Below are 16299 nucleotides of genomic sequence, written 5' to 3' on the forward strand. Positions count from 1 at the left end.
GCTGCTGCGCGCGCACCTGTCCGCCGACGACCCGCTCGCCGCGTACGCCGACCGGCTCGAACAGCCGGCCCTGGGCGGCCAGGCGCTGCGCGGCTACCTCACCGGCTCGATCGACGTCGTGCTGCGGCTGCCGACCGGCCGGTTCGTCGTCGTCGACTACAAGACGAACTTCCTCGGCCCCGCCGTCGCCGACTACTCGCGCGACCGGATGGTCGAGGCCATGCTGCACTCGCACTACCCGCTGCAGGCCCTGCTGTACGGCGCGGTGCTGCACCGCTACCTGCGCTGGCGGCTGCCCGGCTACGACCCCGGCACCCACCTGGGCGGGGTGCTCTACCTCTTCGTGCGCGGCATGGCCGGACCGGACACCCCGGCCGCGGGCGGCGGCCCCAACGCGGACGGCAGCGCGGACGGCAGCCCCGCGGGCGTGTTCTCGTGGCAGCCGCCGCCGGCGCTGCTGGTCGGCCTCTCCGACCTGCTCGCCGGCCTCGCGCACGAGGAGGCCGCATGACGCCGTCGATCGAGCGCTGGACCAGCGACGACCCCCACGACGCCCGCCGGGCGCTCGGCGCGACCGGGCTGCTGCGCACCTTCAACGACGCCGGCGTGCTCACCGCCGCCGACGTGCACGTCGCGCGCCGCACGGCCGACGTCGTCGGCGAGGACGACGACACCGTGCGGCTCGCCGTCGCGCTCGCGGTGCGCGCGGTCCGGCAGGGGTCGGTGTGCGTGGACCTGGGCGGGTTCGGCGACGGGCCCGACGACGTGCCGCTGCCCTGGCCCGCCGCCGACGGCTGGCTCGACCGGGTCGCCGCCGGCCCGCTCGCCGAGCGGTCGGTGGTGCGGGCCGACCTCGGTCTGCTCTACCTCGACCGCTACTGGCGCGAGGAGCGGCAGGTGCGCGACGACCTCGCCGCCCGGCTGGCGGTGCCCGCCCCCGCCGTCGACGACGCCCTCCTGGAGGACAGCGCAGCGCGGCTGTTCCCCGGCGCCGCGTACGCCGAGCAGCGCGTGGCCGCGCTGTCCACCGCGCGTCGCCTGACCACCGTGCTCACGGGCGGACCGGGCCGCGGCAAGACGACGACGGTCGCCGGCCTGCTCGCCCTGCTGGCGGAGCAGGCCGAGCACGCCGGCGGACGCCGCCTGCGCATCGCGCTCGCCGCGCCGACCGGCAAGGCGGCCGCCCGGATGCAGGAGGCGGTGGCCGAGTCGCTCGGTGTTCCCGCGCCGGTCGACGCACGCTCGGGGGCCTGGTCGCAGGAGGCCGGGCGGCCGGAGTTCACCGCCGACGACCGGCGCCGCCTCGACGGCCTCCAGGCGGGCACGCTGCACCGGCTGCTGGGGTGGCGGCCCGGGTCGAGCACCCGGTTCCGGCACGACCGCTCCAACCGCCTGCCGCACGACGTCGTGGTGGTCGACGAGACCTCGATGGTCTCGCTCACGCTCATGGCCCGGCTGCTGGAGGCGGTGCGCCCCGACGCGCGGCTCGTGCTCGTGGGCGACCCCGATCAGCTCGCGTCCGTGGAGGCCGGCGCCGTGCTCGCCGACCTGGTGGCCGGCCTCGGGGAGCGCCCCGACGGCGTCGTGACGGCCCTGGTGACCGACCACCGGTCGGAGAGCGCGGCGATCACCCGCCTGGCCGCCGCGATCCAGGACGGCGACCCGGAGGCGGTGCTCGCGGCGCTGACGGCGAGCGACGGCGTCGTGGAGCTCGTGCACCCGGACGACGCGGCGGCGCTGGCCGGCCTCCAGGACGAGCTGACCCGGCACGCGCTCGCCGTGCGGGACCTGGCGCTGGCCGGGGACGCCGCCGGGGCGGCCGAGCTGGCCGAGCGGCACCGCCTGCTCTGCGCCCACCGGGAGGGCCCGTGGGGCGCGGCGCACTGGAACCGGCTGGTCGAGCGCCGGCTCGGCGAGGCCTCCGGCGCCTACCTCGGCGCCGCGGTGGGCGCCGAGTGGTACGCGGGCCGGCCGGTGCTGATCACCGCGAACGACTACGGCCTGGGCCTGTTCAACGGCGACACCGGGGTGGTGGTCGCCGACGGCGACAACCTGCGCGCCCACATCGGCGGCGCTGCGTCGTTCGGAGTCTCCCGGCTGGGCGACGTCGAGACGCTGCACGCCATGACCGTGCACAAGAGCCAGGGCAGCCAGGCCGAGACCGTGACGGTGCTGCTGCCGGACGAGACGTCGCCCCTGCTCACGCGCGAGCTGGTCTACACCGCGGTGACCCGGGCGCGGCGCCGGGTGCGGGTGATCGGCACGCCGGAGGCGGTGCGCGCGGCGGTGGTCCGGCGGGCGCGACGGGCGAGCGGGCTGGCCGTGCGGCTGCGGGGCGGCCCGACGACGTAGGCCCCCAGGGGGATGCGCCGGCGCAAGATCAGCCCTCGGGGGGAGGACATGCGTGCCACGACCTGCCACCGTGGGGGACATGGCACACACCGGACCGGACGACCAGGGCGGGGACGCCGCCGGCCCGACCTCGACCGCCGGCCCGACGTCGACCGCCGGCTGGAGCTGGGGCGCCGGCGTCGCCGTCGGCCTGTGCATCGGGGTGGCGCTCGGTCTCGCGCTGGACAACCTCGCGATCGGCATCGCGCTCGGCGCGGCGTTCGTCCCGGTGTTCGCGATGATGCGGGGCACCACGGCGGCGGACGACGCCGCTCCCGGCAGTACCGCTCCGGGCAGTACCGCTCAGGGCAGCGCCGCTCCGGGCGACGACGAGAAAATCGGTTGATCGGGGCGGGGCCGCGGTAGTGCACTGAAGTGCATGACCGCCGAACGATGGAGTGTGGCGACCGTCTACCCCGACATGTGGGTGGATCCCGACGACGACCCGCGCGAGGCGCTGGCGAGTCCCGTGAGCGAGAAGGACACGCTCTGGAACTGTCTGCGGCACTACCGGCTCACCTTGGAGATGAAGTGCGACGGGCTCGACGCCGAGCAGCTGGCGCGCCGGTCGGTGCCGCCGTCGACCATGTCGCTGCTGGGTCTGGTGCGGCACCTGGCCGGGGTGGAGCGCGGCTGGTTCCAGGAGGTGCTCGCCGGCGTCGAGGGGCTGCCCGCCCTCTACGAGGAGACCCCCGAGTGGCCCGACCCGGACTTCGACGGTGCGGTGGCCGACCCGGCCGTCGTCGCGGAGGCCTGGGAGAGCTGGCGCCGCGAGGTCCGGGACGCCGACGCCTGGCTGGCGGCGCTGCCGGAGGACGACCTGGGCCGGGTGCTGCCGCGCGGTGAGGACCGCGTCGTGGTCCGGGAGGTGCTGGTGCACCTGGTGGAGGAGTACGCCCGCCACCTGGGCCACGCCGACCTGCTGCGCGAACGCATCGACGGACGGGTGGGCCAGTAGCGGGCACCCCGGTGGACGTCGAGCCGGCTCAGAGCAGCTCGACGCCGTCGGCCTGCGGCCCCCGGTCGCTCTGCCGCACCTTGAAGCGGACCCGGTCGCCCTCCTCCAGGATCTCGTCGCCGCGCACGACCGACACGTGCACGAACAGGTCCTCGCCCCCGGCGTCGGGGGTGATGAAGCCGAAACCGCGGTCCGCGTCGTAGCGCGCGACGGTGCCCTCGCCTCCGCGCACCGGCCCGCCGGATGCCGCGGGACGACTCGGCCGGCCGCGGTCCGTGGCCGGGCGCGCACTCCCGGAGCCGCGCGCCGCGCCGCGCACGAGCTGCACGTTGCGGGCGTTCGGCCCCTTGTCGCCCTCGACGACGTCGAACGTCACGCGGGCGCCCTCGGTGAGCTCGGACAGACCCCGGCCGAGCCCGCTGACGTGGACGAAGACGTCCTCGCCGCCCGAGTCGGGAGCGACGAACCCGAAGCCCTTGGTGTCGTCGTACCAGGACACCGTGCCGTCCGCGCCGTCGGACGCCGGCTGTGCAGCCGCTGCCCCGAGCGGCAGCAGGTGGTCCGCCTGCGGCCCCTTCTCCCCGTCGACGACGAGGAACGCCACCCGCTGCCCCTCGGAGATCACGCCGCCCCCGACGATGGCCGAGCTGTGCACGAAGATCTCGTCGCGACCGCCGTCGGGCGTGACGAAGCCGTAGCCCTTGGCCGGCTCGTACCAGCTGACGGTGCCGAGCACGCCCAGGGGCGCGTCGGCGGCCCGGTCGCCCGTGACCTTGACGCGGTGCGCCTGGGGGCCGCGGTTCCCCTCGGCCACCTCGAACTCGACGACCTGGCCCTCGCGGAGCAGCTTCGGTCCGTCGTCGCCGACGATCTCGGACGCGTGCACGTACAGGTCCTCGGCCTCGTTCCCGAGGTCGATGAAACCGAACCCTCGGTCGGCGTCGAACCATCGGACAGTTCCCTGGGGCACCTGGCGCTCCTTGCAGTGGCAGACATTGCTGTCGTCCATTGTCCCTGACGAACCGCACTGACGACGCCGGACCGGCAGCCGGCCGGCGCCGGGGCGCCCGGGAATTAGGCGTGCTTCTGGGCGGCCAGCCCGTGCACCCGCCGTGCCTCGACGACGACGGGCGTCGCGTCGCACGTCTCCGCGAGGACGGCGGCGCGCGCCGCCTCGTCCGTCGCCTCCCGGACGTTGCCGAGCTGAAGGTGCGCGGTCGCCAGGTGGGCACGTGCCCGGGCCTCCCACGACCGGTAGCCGTGCGCGGTCGCGAGCGCTGCGGCGTCGGCGAGGGCGGCCGCTGCCTCGGCGGTGTGCCCGCTCGCCAGGAGGCTCACGCCCAGGCCCTCGCCGGTCATGACCTGCGCCCGGGGGTCGTTCAGCCGGGACGCGGCGGCGTGCGCCTCGCGGGCGGTCTCGACCGCCTCGGTGGGCCGGCCGGTCTGGGCGAGGAGCCGGCCGAGCTCGTCCAGCGTGGACAGCTCCCCGCGGGTGTGGCCGCGCTGGCGGAACCCGCGGCGGACGTCGTGGAGCTGGGTCTCCGCGGCCCCGGTGTCGCCGAGGAGCCGGAGCGCGCTGGCGAGGTTGCCGCGGATCGTCAGGTCGGCCACCTCGCGCTTGTTGCCCTCGCTGATGCGGATCGCGGCACGGAACGAGTCCGCGGAGCGGACGAGCTCGCCCTGTTCCAGGCAGGTCATGCCGAGCCCGTTCAGGGCGAGCGCGCGGGCCTGGCTCGTGGGCCCGGTCTGGGACAGCATCTGCTCGAAACAGGCCCCGGCCTCGACGAGGCGGCCGGCCTCGTAGTGCTCCCAGCCCACGTTGTGCGCCAGGTAGGCGACGGCGTCGGTCCAGCCGCAGAGCTCGGCGAGGCGGGTCGCCTCGACGGTGTCCGCGTGCGAGTCGTCGATGCGTCCGTGGGCCCAGTGGGCGTAGCTGCGCGAGACGTACATCGCCGCACGCGCCCGGTCGTCGCCGGTGCGGACGGCCGCCCCGAGCCCGGCCTCGGCCAGGTGCTCCCAGCTGTCGAAGCGCCGGAGCAGCAGGTATCCGCGGAGCTGGTCGACGAGCCGCCAGACGTCGGGACCGTGGTCGGGATCGTCGGTCGACGAGGTAGCCAGGGCAAGCATCGACGGGTACTCCAGGTCCAGCCAGCGCATGGCGGCGTCCTCGTCGCCGAACACCGCGGCGCGGTCCGGGTGGCCGGTCAGCCGGAGCAGGTGCGGGTGGATCCAGTCGACGGCCGCCGTGGCCCGGTCGAGGTACCAGCGCCGGAGGCGGCGCTCGGCGTCGGAGACGCCGTCGGCCGCGGTGAGCTTGCGCCGGGCGAACAGCCGCAGCAGGTCGTGGCTGCGGAACCGGTCGGCGGCGTGCTCGGTCAGCATGTTCGCGTCGAGCAGCTCGTCCAGCGCACGGGCCGCCGTCCCGTCGCCCACCAGCACCTCCGTCGCCTCCGTGCCGAAGTCGATGCCGGGGTGCAGGGACGACATCCGGAACACGCGTCGCGCGGTGGGGGAGAGCTCCGTGTAGCTGAGCTCGAAGCTGTTCCAGAGGCTCGACGTCCCCACGGCGAGGTGGTCCAGCCGGCCCTGCCCGTCCCGGAGCCGGTGGACCAGGTCCGCCGGCACGAGCTGTCGCCGGCTCCGCAGCTGCGCGGCCGTGATCTGCAGGGCGAGCGGGAGGTCGCTGCACAGACGGGCCAGCTCGTCGAGGACCGCCGCGTCGTCCCCGTCCGACGTCGCCGTGGCGGCTGCCAGCAGCCGGACCGAGTCGGTGCGGTCGAGCACGTCCAGGCGGACCAGGACGGCGCTGTCGAGCTCGGGCAGCAGGTTTCTGCTGGTCACGAGCACGTCGCTGTCGCCGAGACCCGGGATGAGCGGGCGTACCTGGGCCGCGTCCCGGGCGTTGTCGAGCACGATCAGCATCGTCCGGTCCGCGAGCCGGCTGCGGAACAGCGAGGCCGCCTCGGGCAGGTCCGCGGGCGGCGTCCCCGGGCCCGTGGCGCGCAGGAAGCGCTGCAGGATCTCCAGGGGCGGGACGGGGGCGCCCGCGGCGTCCTGGAGGTCGGCGAACAGCTGACCGTCGGGATACCGGTCATGCATCTCGTGCGCGACGGACAGGCACAGGGCGGTCTTCCCGACACCCGCGGCGCCGCTGACCACGACGGGCACGTTCCCGCCCGCGGGGCCGCGGTCGAGCGCCGCCGTGATGTCCGAGCGCTCCGCCGTCCGTCCCACCAGGCGTGGCGGAGCCGCGGGAACCTGCCAGGGCACCGAGGCCGCGGCGGCCGACTCGTCCGTCCAGCGCTGCCGCAGCGCGTCCAGGTGCGCGGTGCGCAGCCGTTCCCCGGGGTCCACGCCGAGCTCGGCGGCGAGGGCCCTCCGGGTGGACTCGAACCGGCTGAACGCCTCCGCCTGGCGTCCCGCCGCGGCGAGCGTCTGGATCAGCGACGCCTGGACGACCTCGTCGAGCGGGCGCCGGACCGCCATCGTCGTCAGCGGCACGACGGCGTCCTCCGGCACGCCGAGCTCGCGGGTGATCCTCGCGTACGACAGCAGCGCCGCGACGTACTCCTCCTCGACCGCCGCGACCCGGTCGGGCGACGTCACGAGGTCCGGGTCCGGACCACCGCGCCAGAGCGCGACGGCGGCGGCGAGGGCCTCCTTCGCGCCGCTCGTCGCCCCCGAGCGGTGCGCGTGCGCGGCGAGCTCGCGAAACCTGAGCAGGTCGAGCCGGTCGGCCGGGACGAGGAGCCGGATACCGGCGCGGTCCAGCTCCACCACGGGCTGCCGGTCGTCGGAGTCCTCCAGCAGGCGCCGCAGGCGGGTGACGTGGATGTTCAGGGCCGCCGTCGTGGGCTGGGCCTCGCCCGGCCAGAGCGCGGCCACGAGCACCTCGCGGGGTACGGGCGACCCCGCGGCGACCGCCAGCTCGGCGAGCAGCACCTGCTGCATCCGGGACCGCAGGGGGATCCGCACGTCACCCCGATGCAGCAGCAACGGCCCGAGAACACTGATGTCCACGGCTCCGGGACCCGCCGTCGCGCCGTCGGACCGCGGGCGTACGAGCGCCTGGTCGAACCGCTCGCGCAGCCGGTCGGCCTCCCGGCCGGTGAGTCCGAGGGCGGCGATCAGGGCGGCGACGGACTCCCGCCGGGGACGGTGGCTACGGCCCTGCTCGATGTCCCGGACCGAGGCGAGACTCACCCCGGAGGCCTCGGCGAGCTCGCGCTGGGTCAGCCCGCCGGCCTCGCGATGCCGGCGGACCAGATCACCTGCTGAGTCCGGGACCCCCTCGACATCGGACGACGGCACGCCGTGATCATAGGCGACGGCGTGCGGCGGATCAGGCGGTCCACCCCGTGGCACCGAGGATGCGGTACGCGCCCACGCGGAAGTTCACCCAGTCGGCGTGCCGGCCGACCGGTGTTCCCAGCTGGGCGTCGAAGACGGTCCCGTCGCCGGCGTAGAACGCGACATACGTGATGTTGCCGTCGTCCCCGCCGTCGGTGTCGTAGAAGACGAGGTCACCATCCTCGAGCTCGGAGTACGGCACCTGCTGGGCGTAGACCCTGTCCTGGCCGGTGTGGGTCCGGGCCCAGTCGTACATCGCCTGCGCCGAGCGCACCGGCCACCCGGGAAAGCCGGCCACCTCGTCGTAGGACGCGTACACGAGTCCCGAGCAGTCGTATCCCGGGCCTTCCCCGCCCCACGCGTACGGCGCACCTTCCTTCTCGTACGCGTTCCGGAGCCCGAGGCGGGACCAGTTGTACAGGTTCGCGTGCTGCGTGCACAGGGCGCCCTCGGCCGTCGTGCCGTTGGAGACCTTGATGGTCAGGGAGGCGACGGCGCCGATGGTCCCCGGGTTCCAGTCGTCCTCGCCGCCCCAGGGGCCGAAGCCCTCGCCGGCCGTGCGGGCGGAGGCGACCGTGCCGTCGTCGAAGACGTGGTCGGCGGTCGTGCCGTCGGCGGCCACCGCGGAGATCCTCAGGACGGGGCTCCGGCCGTCCGCGGCGGTGTCGCGCAGCCGGTACCGGAGCGACAGGCTGCCCACGCCCCAGGCGACCTGGACCGCCGCCTCGGCGTGCCCGCAGCCGACCACGACCTCCTGGCCGGGGACGGAGAAAGGGACCGCCTCGGACGCCTGCGCTGCCGGCGCCACGGCCGCCAGGCCCCAGAAAGCGGTCACGAAGGCCACGATCGCGCTCACCATCCTGCGCATGGTTTGTTTGTCCGTCCCGGTTCTCGAGTGGGAGTCCTCGCGGTTCCCCTGACACCGATGACGGTAGGAACCTGACTCGACAACCGGCTTTCCGTACCCCGCCCGTACCTGCGCGGTGACGCCCCGGACGCCCCCAGATCTCCTCCGCTATCGTTCCGCCGTGCCCCTCCTCTGGATCGTCGTCGGAGCGGTCCTCATCCTCGATGCCCTGGTCGTGTGGTTCACGAGCAGCCTCAACTCCGGCGTCGTCGCGACGTTCGTGCTCGGCGCCCTCTACCTGCTCCACGGTCTCCACCTGCTCCACGGTTCCCGCCGGGACCGCACCCGGGCCGGAACAGAGAACGGCCTGTTCCGGTGGCTGAAGGTGTTCGTCCCGGCAGCCACGGCACTGCTGCTCGTCCTCTTCGCCTCCCTCGCGGTTCTCGGCAGGACGGACACCGTCTCGTATCGCGAGGGTGCCGTCGTCGTCCTCGGGGCCGGGCTGCGGGGCGAGGAGGTGACGCCGTCGCTGCGCTCCCGGCTGGACGTGGCCGTCGAGTACTCCGTCGCGAACCCGGACGCCGTCGTCGTGGTCGCCGGAGGGCAGGGGCCTGGCGAGACCATCACCGAGGCGCTCGCGATGGAGCGGTACCTGGTCGCGCACGGGGTCCCGGAGGACCGGATCCTCCGGGAGGACCGGTCGACCAGCACCCACGAGAACTTCGTCCTCGCGAAGAGCCTCCTGGACGCGCGCCTCGGTGCCGACTACACGACGGCCTTCGTCACCAGCGACTACCACGTGTTCCGGGCAGGCGGCATCGCCGAGAAAGCCGGGATCGACAGCACCCACCTGCACGCGGACACGCCCTGGTACGAGATCCCCGTCGACTACGTGCGGGAAGCCATGGCGATCACGAAGTTCGTCCTGACGGGGCGGTGAGCACCTCAGCAGTTAATTGACAGTGACAAAAAAAGACGGTTGAGTGTCCGCACCAGCAACGACGCCGGAGGGGCACTCATGTCAGTCAGATCCGCATCCGACCAGGTCCGGAGAGTCGACCGTGCCTGGCTCGCCGCCGGCCTGGCGCTCGGCGTCGTGGTCGCCATCGGGGCGGCGCCCGCTCCCGCGGCCACCGCGGCCGACCCGGGCGGGGCCACCATCGAGGCCGAGGCCACCCAGGTGGTCCTCGACGGCGCGAGCCGCAGCGGCTGCTCCGCCTGCTCGGGCGGGAGCAAGGTCGGCAGCATCGATCCGTCCGCCACGGCGAACGTCCCCGGCGTCATCGCGCCCGAGGACGGCACCTACGAGGTGACGCTGCACTACCTGAGCGGCGACGACTCGCGTGCGCTCACGATCACGCCCGACGGCGGCTCGACGGTCACCGTGCCGGTCGCCTCGACCGGCGGCTGGGACCGCGTCGGCACCCTCGCGGTGGACCTGCCCCTGCACGCGGGCGAGAACAGCCTGACGTTCAGCGCCCCGGCGGGCGCGCTCGGCCCCGACCTCGACCGGGTCGACGTCGCCGGCGCGACCGGGAAGGACTACGCGCTCACCGATCCCGACGCGGCCGACCCGGTGCCCGTCGACTCCACCCGCGCCACACCGGGCGGTGAGCGGACGGTGCTCCGCGGCGGCGACGTCGTCATCGACTACTCGCTCCGCAGCGGCACCGCCGACGCCCGCTGGGGCGGCCGCGAGGCCGTGACCGGCTTCTACAGCGGCGTGCGCCTGGGCGACGAGTTCGTCACCACCAAGCAGTACGGCGGCGCCTGCCGGCTCACCGCCCGCACCACGGTCACCTGCGCCAAGCCCGGGCTGCCCACGCTCCGGCAGGTCTTCGCGTTCGACGGCGACCACTCGTTCTCGGTGCGGCTCGACGTGACGGGCACCGACGGCCCGGTCACGACCTCCATGATGGTGCCGGTCATGACCGACCGGCGCGGCTCGGTCGACCTCGGGCGCACGGGCGACAACCGCATGGTGCTCGTGCCCTTCGACAACGACCACTGGGTCCGCTACGAGACCCCGGCGATCAAGGACGTGACGCCGGCCCGGCGCAGCTTCGAGGTCACCGCGTTCATCGACGACGCCTCACGCCGGGGCCTCGTCGTCGGCTCCCTGGACCGCGACACCTGGAAGTCCGGCGTGGTGGCCGACGGCAACACGCGCGGCGGCCTGGACCGGCTGCAGGCCGCGGCCGGCCTGACGGACTGGAGCTACGACTACGGCGACGGTTTGAACAAGTACCAGTTCAACCGCGAGCTCAAGCCGCACGCCGAGGTCAGCGGGGCCACGGTCCGCTCCCCGCGCATGTTCGTGGGCCTGTTCCCGGACTGGCGCGAGGGCATGGAGACCTTCGGCAAGGCCGCCGCGCAGGCCGCGAAGTCCCGCACCTGGGACGAGGGCACGCCCTTCGGCTTCAACAGCTGGGGCGGCCTCGGCGCCCGCGGTGGTGACGCCGCCGTCATGGACGAGGTCTCGGAGTTCCTGGCCGAGGAGACCCCCGGGTTCCGGAACGCCGGCTCGGCCAAGGGCCTCTACGTGGGCGTCGACTCCTACTGGGACAAGATGCTCGCTCCCGAGTACGCGTTCGAGGACCCGAACACCTCCTGGGCTGAGCTCGAGCAGTACGTCGCCGACGTCAAGGCGCGCGGCCAGGAGCCGGCCCTGTACTTCCAGCCGTTCGCCAACTTCTGGCGCGAGGGCCTGGACGAGCGCATCGGCGGGACCGCGCTGTGCGACACCTGCGAGAACCAGACCTACCGCCAGATGGCGCTCAAGGTGAACGGCATCCCCGTGAACATCGACGGCGCCTGGGCGCTCGACCCGACCAACCCCGGCGTGCAGAACCGCGCCCGGATCGCCCTGGGCAAGTTCCGCGAGCTCGGCGTGCGCTACGTCAAGCTCGACTTCCTGACCCACGGCTACGTCGAGGCCGACGACTGGTACGACGCCGACGTCCACACCGGCCAGCAGGCGTTCCGCCAGGGCATGGCGCAGGTGGTCGACGTCGTCGGCGACGACATGTTCGTCGACCTCGCCATCTCGCCCCTGTTCGCCTCCGAGTTCGCCCACGCCCGGCGCATCTCGTGCGACGTGCACGGCGCCCTGAACAACTGGCACCCCACGCAGCCCGACCGCTACCAGAAGAGCACCGAGTACCTGCTCAACTCCCTGACGTACGGCTGGTGGCTCGACGAGGTCTACGCCTTCAACGACGGCGACCACGTCCAGTTCGGCAACTACGAGTACGACGGCAACGCGAACGCCTACCTGCTGGACGACCCCTACCCGAGCATCTGGCCCGAGGGCCAGAACCGGGCACGCGTCACCTCCGCCGCCATCACGGGGATCTACCAGGTCAGCGAGGACCTCACCGCCACGGGCCACCCCGTCATCAAGCAGCGGGCCCGCGACCTGCTGCAGAACCCCGGCATCAACCACCTCGCCGAGCTCGGGCGGTCGTTCGCCCCGGTGCAGGCCGGCCCGGACGCCTTCACGGCGTCGGACACGTTCGTGCTGCACGACGGCGCGACCACCTACCTGGCGCTGTTCAACTACGGGTCCTCGCCGCGTCGGGCCGACCTCGCGCTGCGCGACCTGGGCCTGGGCGGCGGGCGGTACGACGTCACCGAGCTGTGGACGGGCCAGGAGAGCCACGCCGCGGGCCGCCTGCGCGCCGTCGTCCCGGGCGAGGACGTGCGGGTCTACGCGATCGAGGCGGGCCGGTGACCGCCACCGTCACGGCGACCGCCACCCGCGCCGCGACCGCCGTCGCCCGCCGGCCCCGCAACCAGCTCTGGCCCGCCCTCGGGATGATCGCCCCCGCGGCCCTCGGGTTCCTGGTCTTCTACCTCTACCCGACGCTGCGCGGCGCCTACCTGTCGTTCACCGAGTACAACGTGCTGGGCAGCCCCGTCTTCGTGGGCCTGCGCAACTACGTCGACATGGCCCAGGACGACGTCTTCTGGAACGCCGTCCGCGTCACGTTCCTCTACGTGGTGCTGAACATCGGGTTCCAGACCGTCCTCGCCGTCGGGCTGGCGGTGCTCATGCACCGCCTCACCAAGTCGGTGCTCATCCGCGGCAGCCTGCTGCTGCCGTACCTCATCGCCAACGTCGTCGTGGCCCTGCTGTGGTTCTGGATGCTCGACTACAACATCGGCATCGTCAACGCCGTGATCGACGCGATCGGGCTGCCCAAGGTCGCCTTCTTCGGCGACGAGGCCTGGACCGTCGCGACCATCGCGGGCGTCAACACCTGGCGGCACCTGGGCTACACGGCCCTCCTGGTGTTCGCCGGCCTGCAGATGATCCCGGCGAGCGTCTACGAGGCCGCCGCCGTCGACGGGGCGGGGGAGTGGCGCACCTTCTGGCGCATCACCCTGCCGCTGCTGCGCCCCGTGCTCGTGCTCGTGCTGGTCATCACCGTCACCGGGGCCTTCCAGGTCTTCGACACGGTGGCCGTGACCACCGCCGGCGGGCCCGGCAACGCCTCCCGCGTGCTCCAGCTCTACATCTACGAGCAGGCGTTCGCCCGCGGGCACTTCGGCTACGCGTCGGCCATGTCCGTGGTCCTGTTCCTCATCCTCGCCGGGGCCGCCTTCGCGCAGATGCGACTGCTGCGCGCCGGCGAGTCCGACCTCTCCTGATGGGAGCGCACATGCGTACACGGATCACCTGGGGCCGGGCGCTCGCCTGGGTCGTGCTGTGGTTCTTCGTGCTGGCCACCGTGCTGCCGTTCTACTGGATGCTGCGCACCGCCTTCTCGGACAACCAGGCGCTCGCCGCCCAGTCCTTCTCGCTGCTGCCCGCCGACTTCACGCTCGGCCCGTTCAAGCGGGTGTTCGGCCTGGCCACCCCGGAGGAGGCGATGGCGGAGGGCGGTTCCGGCGCGTCGCTGAGCTTCTGGCTCTACCTGCGCAACTCGCTCGTGGTCGCCACCGCCGTGACGGTGGGCCAGGTGCTGTTCTCGTCGATGGCGGCCTACGCCTTCGCCCGGCTCAGCTGGCCGGGGCGGGACGCCTGGTTCGCCGTCTTCCTCGGGGCGCTCCTGGTGCCGCCGATCTTCACCTCGCTGCCGAACTTCCTGACGATCAAGTCGCTCGGCCTGCTCAACACGCTGCCCGGGATCATGCTGCCGAGCCTGTTCATGACGCCGTTCGCGATCTTCTTCATGCGGCAGTTCTTCCTCGGCATCCCGAAGGAGATCGACGAGGCGGCGATGATCGACGGCGCCCAGCCCTGGCGCATCTTCTTCCGGATCATCCTGCCGATCTCGGCGGCGCCGGTCACCACGCTCGGCATCCTCACGTTCATCAACACCTGGAACGACTACTTCTGGCCGCTCCTGGTGGGCCAGACGGAGGAGTCCAAGGTGCTCACCGTGGCCCTGGGGGTCTTCCGCTCGCAGACTCCGCAGGGCGCGCCCGACTGGGCCGGGCTCATGGCCGCGTCCCTCGTCGCGGCCCTGCCCATCGTGATCCTCTACGCCGTCTTCGGCCGCCGGGTCATCAACTCCATCGGTTTCTCCGGCATCAAGTAGCCGGGCCAGAAAGGAACACCATGAAGCGAAAGATGCTCGCGGGCGCCGTCGCCCTCGCGTCCCTGTCCCTGACCGCCTGCGCGGGCGGGTCGTCCGGCGCCGAGGCGGAGGGCCAGATCGACTACTGGCTCTGGGACTCGAACCAGCAGCCCGCCTACCAGCAGTGCGCCGACGCCTTCCACGAGGCCAACCCCGACCTGACGGTCAAGATCACGCAGCGCGGGTGGGACGACTACTGGTCGGCGCTGACCACCGCGTTCTCGTCGGGCACCGGCCCGGACGTGTTCACCGACCACGTGTCCAAGTACCCCGAGTTCGTGGCGAACGGGCAGCTCCTGGCCCTGGACGACCACATCGCCGACGTCGACCTCGACCAGTACTCGGCCGGCCTCGCGGACCTGTGGGTCGCGCAGGACGGCAAGCGCTACGGCCTGCCCAAGGACTGGGACACCGTCGCGATCTTCTACAACCAGGAGATGGTCAAGGACGCCGGGCTGACCGAGAAGGACATGCAGGACCTCGACTGGAACCCGGACGACGGCGGCAGCTACGAGGAGGCCGTCGCGCGCCTGACCGTCGACGCGAACGGCGTGCGCGGCGACGAGCCGGGCTTCGACAAGGAGAACGTCGCGGTCTACGGCCTGGGCATCCCCGGCGCCGGGTACGAGAACGGCCAGACCGAGTGGAGCATGTACACCGCCACCACGGGCTGGACCCACACGGACGAGAACCCCTGGGGCACGCACTACAACTACGACGACCCGCGCTTCCAGGACACCATCGCCTGGTGGTACTCCCTGATCGAGAAGGGTTACGCCCCGCCGCTGGAGACCACGATCGGCGCGTCGGTGAACGACAACTTCGGCGCGGGCAAGTCCGCGATCAACATCAGTGGCGACTGGATGCTCTCGACCTACTTCGGCTACGACGGCGTCGACGTCGGCCTGGCGCCCACGCCCACCGGTCCGAACGGGAAGCGCGCGAGCATGTTCAACGGCCTGGCCGACTCCGTCTGGGCGGGCACGGACAACCCCGAGGGCGCGGCCAAGTGGGTCGCGTTCCTGGGCTCGACCGACTGCCAGGACCTCGTGGGCGCCGCCGGCATCGTGTTCCCGGCGATCACCAGCTCGGCCGAGATCGCCACGGAGGCGTTCGCCGAGAAGGGGATCGACGTCTCGCCGTTCACCACCCACGTCGAGGACGGCACCACGTTCCTCTTCCCGGTGACCGACCACGCCTCGGACGTGCACGCGATCATGACCCCTGCGATGGACGAGGTGCTGGGCGGCAAGGCCGACGTCAGCTCGCTGACCGAGGCCAACGAGCAGGTCAACGCCCTGTTCGACTGACCGGGAGGCGCGGCTGGTCGTGCTGGTTCTCGCGCCGGTACGCCGCCGGAGGCATGCCGCAGACGTCGCCGAACGCGGTGTAGAACCGGCTCACGGAGCTGAAGCCGGACTCTGCAGCGACGTCGGCGACCGGCAGGCCGGTGGTCACCAGCAGCCGCCGCGCCTCGGCCAGCCGGCACCGGGTCAGGTAGTCGACCATGGTGGTGTGCACGACCTTGCGGAACTGGGCCATGGCGTAGTTGGGGTGCAGCCGCACGGTCCGTGCGACGTCCGCGATGGTGAGCGGTTCGCGGAAGTGCTCGGCGATGTGGCGCACCATCGCCAGCACCTGGCGCAGGGCCGGGTCGCCGGCCGCGAACTGCCGCACCGGCTGCCCCGGTGTGGCCAGTCCGAGCCGGCGCACCCGGGCCTCGATCTCCAGCATCGCGATGCGACGCAGCTCGGGCTGGTCACCCGACAGGTCGGCGGCCCACTGTGTGAAGTTCGCCGGGTCGGTCGTCAGCGCCGCCTCCGGCGGTGAGATCAGCGGCATGCCGGACAGCAGGCGGCCGACCAGGGCGGCGGGCAGTCCCCAGCCGAGGAAGGTCGAGAACGGCACGTGCACCCAGTGCGCCCGGGTCGCCGTGCTGGCGATGAGCTGGTGGGGCACCGCCGCCCAGAACGCCGCCACCGACCCGGGGCCGATCTCGACCGGCACGCCACCGAACAGGTAGAGCATCGTGCCGCCCTCGGTGACGAGGTTGATCTCCAGGTCGTCGTGCTGATGGGCTGTGCCCATCAGGGTGGGGCGGCCCGACCAGCTCAGGAGAGCGGACGGCTCGATCTCGATCTGCGACATCATCTGCCCCCGAGTGCCTG

At 72.9% G+C, this 16299-nt stretch carries 12 protein-coding genes and 1 pseudogene; 9 read left to right on the forward strand and 4 right to left on the reverse strand.

Annotated elements, in window-relative coordinates; genetic code table 11:
- From ACFWEJ_RS01455 to ACFWEJ_RS01470, 4 genes and pseudogenes are all read left to right on the forward strand, one after another.
- Window positions 1–511: pseudogene (locus ACFWEJ_RS01455) on the forward strand (exodeoxyribonuclease V subunit beta); the annotation flags it as partial.
- Complete coding sequence (gene recD / locus ACFWEJ_RS01460) at window positions 508–2352, forward strand: exodeoxyribonuclease V subunit alpha (protein ID WP_377227422.1); 1845 nt, start codon at window positions 508–510, stop codon at window positions 2350–2352. The pseudogene ACFWEJ_RS01455 and the gene recD, both read left to right, overlap by 4 nt.
- 79 nt (window positions 2353–2431) lie before the next feature.
- Window positions 2432–2737, forward strand: coding sequence for a hypothetical protein (locus ACFWEJ_RS01465; protein WP_377227423.1), 306 nt, complete (start codon window positions 2432–2434; stop codon window positions 2735–2737).
- Between the two features lie 33 nt (window positions 2738–2770).
- Entirely contained in the window at window positions 2771–3349 is a 579-nt protein-coding gene (locus ACFWEJ_RS01470) for a DinB family protein (protein WP_377227424.1), read from the forward strand.
- Between the two features lie 28 nt (window positions 3350–3377).
- Here ACFWEJ_RS01470 and ACFWEJ_RS01475 read toward each other — a convergent pair whose 3' ends face one another.
- The 3 genes from ACFWEJ_RS01475 to ACFWEJ_RS01485 all read right to left on the reverse strand — a co-directional run bounded on the left by ACFWEJ_RS01475 (window position 3378) and on the right by ACFWEJ_RS01485 (window position 8567).
- On the reverse strand, window positions 3378–4319 hold the full coding sequence (locus tag ACFWEJ_RS01475; protein ID WP_377227425.1) for a cold-shock protein: 942 nt from the start codon (window positions 4317–4319) through the stop codon (window positions 3378–3380).
- A 104-nt stretch (window positions 4320–4423) separates the two neighbouring features.
- Complete coding sequence (locus tag ACFWEJ_RS01480; RefSeq protein WP_377227426.1) at window positions 4424–7660, reverse strand: BTAD domain-containing putative transcriptional regulator; 3237 nt, start codon at window positions 7658–7660, stop codon at window positions 4424–4426.
- Between the two features lie 31 nt (window positions 7661–7691).
- On the reverse strand, window positions 7692–8567 hold the full coding sequence (locus ACFWEJ_RS01485) for a C40 family peptidase (RefSeq protein ID WP_377227427.1): 876 nt from the start codon (window positions 8565–8567) through the stop codon (window positions 7692–7694).
- A 160-nt stretch (window positions 8568–8727) separates the two neighbouring features.
- Between ACFWEJ_RS01485 and ACFWEJ_RS01490 the strand changes: the two genes are divergently transcribed.
- From ACFWEJ_RS01490 to ACFWEJ_RS01510, 5 genes are all read left to right on the forward strand, one after another.
- Window positions 8728–9486 (forward strand): YdcF family protein, encoded by a 759-nt coding sequence (locus ACFWEJ_RS01490; RefSeq protein WP_377227428.1) that lies wholly within the window; start codon window positions 8728–8730, stop codon window positions 9484–9486.
- 78 nt (window positions 9487–9564) lie between these two features.
- Window positions 9565–12279: a hypothetical protein gene (locus tag ACFWEJ_RS01495; protein ID WP_377227429.1), complete on the forward strand. Its 2715-nt coding sequence runs from the start codon at window positions 9565–9567 to the stop codon at window positions 12277–12279.
- A gap of 83 nt (window positions 12280–12362) precedes the next feature.
- Window positions 12363–13199, forward strand: coding sequence for a carbohydrate ABC transporter permease (locus tag ACFWEJ_RS01500; RefSeq protein ID WP_377227474.1), 837 nt, complete (start codon window positions 12363–12365; stop codon window positions 13197–13199).
- Between the two features lie 11 nt (window positions 13200–13210).
- Complete coding sequence (locus tag ACFWEJ_RS01505) at window positions 13211–14092, forward strand: carbohydrate ABC transporter permease (RefSeq protein WP_377227430.1); 882 nt, start codon at window positions 13211–13213, stop codon at window positions 14090–14092.
- Between the two features lie 20 nt (window positions 14093–14112).
- A complete protein-coding gene (locus ACFWEJ_RS01510; protein WP_377227431.1) occupies window positions 14113–15441 on the forward strand; it encodes an ABC transporter substrate-binding protein in 1329 nt (442 codons plus the stop codon).
- Here the strand turns inward: ACFWEJ_RS01510 and ACFWEJ_RS01515 are convergent.
- Window positions 15422–16279 carry a helix-turn-helix domain-containing protein gene (locus ACFWEJ_RS01515; RefSeq protein ID WP_377227432.1) on the reverse strand — a complete coding sequence of 286 codons (858 nt, stop codon included), beginning with the start codon at window positions 16277–16279 and terminating at the stop codon, window positions 15422–15424. The genes ACFWEJ_RS01510 and ACFWEJ_RS01515 overlap by 20 nt on opposite strands.
- Window positions 16280–16299 lie beyond the last annotated feature (20 nt).

Source organism: Promicromonospora sp. NPDC060204 (genome assembly GCF_042728455.1).
GTDB lineage: Bacteria > Actinomycetota > Actinomycetes > Actinomycetales > Cellulomonadaceae > Promicromonospora.

Excerpts from the sequence above, each read along its gene's own strand:
- recD (WP_377227422.1), top strand. The coding sequence starts at position 508 with ATGACGCCGTCGATCGAGCGCTGGACCAGCGACGACCCCCACGACGCC.
- ACFWEJ_RS01465 (WP_377227423.1), top strand. The coding sequence starts at position 2,432 with ATGGCACACACCGGACCGGACGACCAGGGCGGGGACGCCGCCGGCCCG.
- ACFWEJ_RS01470 (WP_377227424.1), top strand. The coding sequence starts at position 2,771 with ATGACCGCCGAACGATGGAGTGTGGCGACCGTCTACCCCGACATGTGG.
- ACFWEJ_RS01485 (WP_377227427.1), bottom strand. The coding sequence starts at position 8,567 with ATGCGCAGGATGGTGAGCGCGATCGTGGCCTTCGTGACCGCTTTCTGG.
- ACFWEJ_RS01495 (WP_377227429.1), top strand. The coding sequence starts at position 9,565 with ATGTCAGTCAGATCCGCATCCGACCAGGTCCGGAGAGTCGACCGTGCC.
- ACFWEJ_RS01500 (WP_377227474.1), top strand. The coding sequence starts at position 12,363 with ATGATCGCCCCCGCGGCCCTCGGGTTCCTGGTCTTCTACCTCTACCCG.
- ACFWEJ_RS01505 (WP_377227430.1), top strand. The coding sequence starts at position 13,211 with ATGCGTACACGGATCACCTGGGGCCGGGCGCTCGCCTGGGTCGTGCTG.
- ACFWEJ_RS01510 (WP_377227431.1), top strand. The coding sequence starts at position 14,113 with ATGAAGCGAAAGATGCTCGCGGGCGCCGTCGCCCTCGCGTCCCTGTCC.
- ACFWEJ_RS01515 (WP_377227432.1), bottom strand. The coding sequence starts at position 16,279 with ATGTCGCAGATCGAGATCGAGCCGTCCGCTCTCCTGAGCTGGTCGGGC.